Source organism: Hymenobacter negativus, from assembly GCF_016056375.1.
In the GTDB taxonomy this organism is placed as follows: domain Bacteria; phylum Bacteroidota; class Bacteroidia; order Cytophagales; family Hymenobacteraceae; genus Hymenobacter; species Hymenobacter negativus_A.
Genome location: NZ_JAEDAE010000018.1, coordinates 25186 through 31534 on the forward strand (window position 1 = coordinate 25186; position 6349 = coordinate 31534).

Genomic DNA, 6349 nt, shown 5'->3' on the forward strand with positions numbered 1-6349 from the left:
GGTACTCGGGAAAACCATTGTGTGCAAAGTCTATGTATAACTCGTATCGAAGGGTTAGCGGGGCCACCTTTTCCGCCCCGGCGTTGTTACTTTACCCATTATGCCTCCCGTAATCTCTCCCGAAGCCGAGCGCCAGGAAATCCTGCGCCACTACCGCCGCCTGCTGCGCACTGCCAAGCCGTACTTAAAAGACGGTGACCCCAAGTTGATTAAAAAAGCCTTTAATCAGAGCCTGGAGGCGCATAAGGAGATGCGCCGTAAGTCGGGCGAGCCGTATATTCTGCATCCCTTGGCAGTGGCGCAGATTGCAGTGGAGGAAATCGGGTTGGGCACAACCAGCATTGTGGCAGCGCTGCTGCATGATGTGGTGGAAGATACGCCGACCGAAATTTCGGACATTGAGCGCGAGTTTGGTACCAAAGTGGCCCGCATCATCGATGGCCTGACCAAGATTTCGGGGGTGTTTGAATACGGTACCAGCGAGCAGGCTGAGAACTTCCGCAAAATGCTGCTCACGCTGAGCGAGGATGTGCGCGTGATTCTCATCAAAATTGCCGACCGTCTGCACAACATGCGGACGCTTGACTCGATGCCGCGCCACAAGCAGCTGAAAATTGCCTCGGAAACGCTGTATCTGTACGCGCCGCTAGCCCACCGCCTTGGCCTCTATACTATAAAGAGTGAGCTGGAGGATTTGTACCTCAAATTCACCGATACGGAGACGTACACGGAGCTTAAGGCTAAGGTGCGCCAGAGCCAGGCGGCGCGCAACCGCTTCATCAAGGAGTTTGTGCAGCCCATTGACGAGGAACTGAATGCTCAGGGCTTCGACTATGAGATAAAAGGCCGGCCTAAGAGCATCTATTCCATTCTCAAAAAGATTAAGAAGCAGAACATCACCTTCGATGAGGTGTATGACCTGTTTGCCATTCGCGTGATTCTGGACGTGCCGCCGGAGCAGGAAAAAGCTGCTTGCTGGCAGGTATATTCTATTGTCACGGACTTCTACCAGCCCAACCCCGACCGCTTGCGCGACTGGGTTAGCACGCCCAAAGCCAACGGGTACGAGAGCTTGCACACCACCGTCATGTCGCGCGCCGGCCAGTGGGTGGAGGTGCAAATCCGCTCGCGCCGCATGGACGACATCGCCGAGAAAGGCTATGCTGCACACTGGAAATACAAGGACACCGGCAGCATTCAGCCCGAAAGCTCGCTCGAAGGATGGGTGAACAAGGTGCGCGAGATGCTGGAATCTAACAACTCCAGCGCCTTGGAGTTCATGGACGAATTCCGCCAGAACCTATTCGTGAAGGAGGTGTATGCTTTTACGCCCAAGGGCAAGCTGGTGATTCTGCCCGATAAGGCCACAGCACTGGATTTCGCCTTCGATATCCACTCGCAAATCGGCATCCACTGCCTCGGCGCCAAGGTGAACCAGAAGCTGGAGCCGCTGAGCTATCAGTTGCACAACGGCGACCAGGTCGAAATCCTGACCTCGCACAAGCAGCGCCCTACGCCGGAGTGGCTCAACTACGTCATCACCACCAAGGCCCGCTCGAAAATCAAGGATTTCCTGCGCGATGACAAGCGTGCCAAAGCCGAAGACGGCCGCTTCCTGCTCGAAAAACGGCTGGAACTCATTGGTGTGCCCTTCACTCAGGATAATTTCAATCGCCTGCTGGCCTATTTTAACGCCCCTAGCGCCCAGGAATTCTATTATCGCTTGGCCGTGGGGCAGATTGATGGCCGCGCCATCCGCGAGTCGCTCTTCACCTCCGAAAAGCCTTTGCCTGCCGTTCTTGAGCCCAAAACCTTTGAGAACGAGGTCCAAAAAATTCGCGGCGTACGCCCCGATATGCTGGTAGTGGGCGAGCACACCGACAAGTTCAACTACAGCATCGCGCGTTGCTGCAACCCCATTCCCGGCGACGACGTGTTCGGCTTCGAAACCGACCAGGGCCTCATCATCCACCGCACCAGCTGCCCGCGCGCTGTCGACCTCATGTCGAACTACGGCAACCGCATCGTGCGCGCCAAGTGGACCGACCAGCTCGAACTGGCCTTCTTGGCTGGCGTCCGCCTCAAAGGCTCCGACCGCGTGGGCCTCGTCAACGACGTGACGCGCATCATCAGCACCAGCCTCAAGGTCAACATGCGCTCCATTGCCCTCACCGCCGATGATGGGTTCTTCGAGGGCCAGATTATGGTCTTTGTCAACGATACTGACCATCTTAATAAGCTCATCCAGCGCCTCAAAAAAGTAGATGGCGTACTGCAGGTTGAGCGGTTCGATTCGTAAAGTGAAACCCACCGAACCCATCGCCGTCCACGGTACCCGTGTGAACGAGCGCACCCAATGCGCCCATTACCACTCCGAGCGCGACATCATCGCCATCCAACACAAATGCTGTGGCGAGTTCTACGCCTGCATCCAGTGTCATAATGAAGTCGCCAGTCACCCCGCCCAAACCTGGCCGAAAACCGAATTCCAAACCAAAGCCATCTACTGCGGCCATTGCCACCAAACTCTCAGCATCGCCAGCTACCTAAGCTGCGACAGCACCTGCCCCCACTGCCAGGCCAAATTCAACCCCGGCTGCGCCAACCACTACCACCTCTACTTCGAGCAATAGGATTTCATAACCACGCCGCCGTGGCTCCCCCTCTCCACCGGAGAGGGGCCGGGGGGTGAGGCATTCCGTTTGAACGACCGTACCTTTGTACCGCCGACTTACACTCTATAATATAAAGTGAGTAAATCCCGAACCGACTTAAACACCGAAGCAGGGCAGGGCACGGGCGGCTCATCCGAAACCGGCTACGCTGCCAAACACACGCCCAGCCCGGCCTCCGAAGCAATCCTGAATACCGACAAGCTAGATGAAGTTCGTAAGCTCTTCACCGCCCACCTCGAAAACAAAGGCCTACGCAAAACCGGTGAGCGCTATGCTATTCTTGAAGAAATTTACGCCCGTTCCGGTCACTTCGATGTCGAAGAGCTCTACGCCGGCATGAAGGAGCGCGGCCTGCAAGTAAGCCGCGCCACCGTTTATAATACCCTCGATTTATTAGTCGAGCAAGGTCTCGTTAGCAAGCACCAATTCGGCCGCAACCTCGCCCAGTATGAGAAGAGCTACGGCTACCGCCAGCACGACCACGTCATTTGCACCGAATGCCATAAAGTGGTGGAATTCTGCGACCCCCGCATCCACGGCATCCAAACCATGGTCGGCGACCTGCTGAACTTCCATATCTTGCACCATTCTTTGAATCTTTACGGTATCTGCGGCGACTGTCGCGCCCAGGCCGCCGCCCGAAACCCCCACGCATGACCACCACCAGCACCGTCGACAACGGCATCCTCTTCGTCCGCCTCAATGGCGACCTCATCGGCAGCCCCGACACCGACCAACTCCTGCAATCCGTCAACACGCACCTCGGCGAAGACCTCAACCAGTGCGCCGTCGACCTCTCCGAAATCCGCTACATCAATAGCACCGGCATCGGCGTCCTTGTTTCGCTCCTCACCAAGTTCCGCAGTCGCGGCGGCGAACTGGTCCTCATCAACCCCGCCGACCATCCTAAGAAGATGCTGGCCATCACGAAGCTGAACAACATCTTCACCGTTTCGCCCGACGAAGCCACTGCCCGCCAACAGTTAACCCCGGCCGCCAATTAGGCGGCCGTTTTTTTGCCCGTTTGGTCTATACTTATCTGTTATCCTAAGCATAGCGAAGGACTTTATCACGGAAGATAGCACTAGGCAAAAGTCAACGCAGCAATTCAACCTACAACACCAACACAATAATAACAGCCCTCCTCCAAGCTTACATCCCGTCAAGCTCCCCTCTCCATCGGAGGGGGGCTGGGTGTGAGGCCTAACGCGAGGGCGACCCCAAACCACCATGCCAGTAGATGTATTAGTAGGCCTCCAATGGGGCGATGAAGGCAAAGGCAAAATCGTAGACGTTCTCGCGCCCACCTACGACGCCGTCGCCCGCTTCCAGGGCGGCCCCAACGCCGGCCACACCCTGTATTTCGACGGCGTCAAGCACGTCCTGCACCAGGTGCCCAGCGGCATTTTCCATCCGCACATCATCAACGTCGTCGGCAACGGCGTCGTCCTCGACCCCATCGTCTTCCGCCAGGAGCTCCAAAAGCTCACCGACCGCGGCATCGACTGGTCCCAAAACCTCTACATCTCCAAGAAAGCCCAGCTCATCCTCCCATCGCACCGCGCCCTCGACCGCATCAGCGAAGAAGCCCGCGGCAACACTAAAATCGGCAGCACCCTCAAAGGCATCGGCCCCACCTATTCCGATAAAATCGGCCGCGTCGGCCTGCGCGTCAGCCACATTCTCCTGCCCGATTTCTCGCAGCGCTACCAAGAAGCCGTTGCCCAGCACGCAGCCATCGCCGCCCACCACAACAAGCAGCTCGAAATCGAAGCCCTCGAAGCCGATTTCTTCTCCGCCGTCGAATTCCTGCGCAGCCTCCAACTCATCGACACCGAATACCTCCTCAACGACCTCCTCACCCAAGGCAAGCGCATCCTCGCCGAAGGTGCCCAAGGCTCTCTATTAGATATCGACTTCGGTTCCTACCCCTACGTCACCTCGTCCAGCACCATCGCCGCCGGCGCCTGCACCGGCCTCGGCATCGCCCCCCGCCACATCGATAAGGTGTATGGCATCACCAAAGCATACTGCACCCGCGTCGGCAGCGGCCCGTTCCCCACCGAGCTCCACAACGAAGTCGGCGAGCAAATCCGCCAGGCCGGCCGCGAGTTCGGTTCTACCACCGGCCGCCCTCGCCGCACTGGCTGGATAGACCTGCCCGCCCTTCGCTACGCCATTATGCTCAATGGCGTCACCGAACTCCACCTCATGAAAGCTGACGTCCTCGATGCCTTCACCGAAATCCAGGCCTGCACCCACTACCGCACCGCCACCGGTGAAAGCACCCCCCAACTGCCCGACCCAGGCGAGCTCACCACCGTCACCCCCGAATACGTCACCCTCCCCGGCTGGAACACCGACCTCACCCAAATCACCGACGCCGCCCAACTCCCCGCTAACCTAATTGCGTACCTCGAATTCCTCGAACGCGAGCTTCAGGTGTCCATCAGCATCGTTAGCGTGGGCCCTGACCGCGTCAGCACTCTCCACCGCTAACCTCTCCACAAAGGATAAGAAACTCCAATTACATTAGCCCCGCAACTATCCCCAGCCTCACGACGGAGATAGTTGTGGGGCTTTTGCATGCCAAAAAGCCCCACACTCATCAATATCGACTTACCCAGCCCCATCGAATGATGCTGTATTGCTTCAAATCCAGATTTACACACAATAGGGTAGGGGGCAAGCAGACCGGTTCGTCGCATCTTCAGCCAGCGATAGCGCCCTTCAAAAGCAGCCACAAACCTAGCCAAGCAAAACGTAATGCTTCGCATCGTGAATGCACCGTGATGCATTATGCAGCCTCAACCACCCCTTAACGAAAGCCAGCCAGCAACGAAACTGAATTTTTTAACCGCATCAATCAGCTACTTACAACCCTGAACCAACTATTTCGTAAAAGGCCGCTTGCCGCCCCCAAAAGTCCCCCTACCTTTGCAGTCCCGAAACGTCAAACGGACCAACGGAAAAGCCCAGAGCACTCCCTCAGGCGACAAATTGAAAGGTTCGGAACTCCTGCGGAGAGTAGTGTATCTTTCATCCGCAACCAGCCACAAGCGCTAAGATTTATTTCTTAGATAGCTTGCACTGGCGAAAAAAGCTGCCGTACCTTTGCAACCCGGTTCAATCGGAAGTAGCTAGATTTGAAAATCGAAACGAAAAGATTCTAAAATTTTTTCGCCGAAAAGTTTGAAAGTCGAAAAAAACAATTACCTTTGCACTCCCAAAACGAACAGAGGTATCCAAAAGGGAGCTATAACAAGCTGACTTACAAATAAAAGAGCTGCTTTAATCGAAAGCAGCAGATTTTAAAAACGAATCGAAAAGCAAAAGAATTTTCGAAACGAACTTGCTAAATAGAAAAAAGCTTTCTATCTTTGCACTCGCAAAACGAACAAAGGTTAGCAGCAGCAACGCCGGACTAACACACCAGTCCACACTGATATTTCAAATGGAAATATCACACGTTCTTTGAATGACGGAAACAGACAAAATAGTAAGTGTTTCACTTGCTGCTTCTTCTTCGGAATAAGCACAGTGAAGCAAACCAAGCGAAACGAATTTGACCATAATGTCAATATGTGAGCAAGGTCAGCACTCGACATCAGCCCAGGTTCGCCTGGGTGTAGAAGATATTTTACAATGGAGAGTTTGATCTTGGCTCAGGATGA

At 55.4% G+C, this 6349-nt stretch carries 5 protein-coding genes; all 5 read left to right on the forward strand.

The features are described from left to right. Window positions 1–100: 100 nt before the first annotated feature. The 5 genes from I7X13_RS21265 (at window position 101) to I7X13_RS21285 (ending at window position 5174) form a co-directional block, all read left to right on the forward strand. Window positions 101–2299, forward strand: coding sequence for a RelA/SpoT family protein (locus tag I7X13_RS21265; RefSeq protein ID WP_198077033.1), 2199 nt, complete (start codon window positions 101–103; stop codon window positions 2297–2299). 1 nt (window position 2300) lies between these two features. Then, window positions 2301–2633, forward strand: coding sequence for a CHY zinc finger protein (locus tag I7X13_RS21270; protein ID WP_198077034.1), 333 nt, complete (start codon window positions 2301–2303; stop codon window positions 2631–2633). Window positions 2634–2858: 225 nt separating this feature from the next. Continuing rightward, complete coding sequence (locus I7X13_RS21275) at window positions 2859–3332, forward strand: Fur family transcriptional regulator (RefSeq protein ID WP_394368607.1); 474 nt, start codon at window positions 2859–2861, stop codon at window positions 3330–3332. Beyond that, window positions 3329–3679 (forward strand): STAS domain-containing protein, encoded by a 351-nt coding sequence (locus I7X13_RS21280; protein ID WP_198068035.1) that lies wholly within the window; start codon window positions 3329–3331, stop codon window positions 3677–3679. Before I7X13_RS21275 ends, I7X13_RS21280 begins: the two co-directional genes overlap by 4 nt. 226 nt (window positions 3680–3905) lie before the next feature. Then, window positions 3906–5174 (forward strand): adenylosuccinate synthase, encoded by a 1269-nt coding sequence (locus tag I7X13_RS21285; protein ID WP_198077035.1) that lies wholly within the window; start codon window positions 3906–3908, stop codon window positions 5172–5174. Window positions 5175–6349 lie beyond the last annotated feature (1175 nt).

What these genes read in the sequence shown, in the direction of transcription:
- I7X13_RS21265 (WP_198077033.1), top strand. Translation starts at nt 101, where the DNA reads ATGCCTCCCGTAATCTCTCCCGAAGCCGAGCGCCAGGAAATCCTGCGC.
- I7X13_RS21285 (WP_198077035.1), top strand. Translation starts at nt 3,906, where the DNA reads ATGCCAGTAGATGTATTAGTAGGCCTCCAATGGGGCGATGAAGGCAAA.
- I7X13_RS21280 (WP_198068035.1), top strand. Translation starts at nt 3,329, where the DNA reads ATGACCACCACCAGCACCGTCGACAACGGCATCCTCTTCGTCCGCCTC.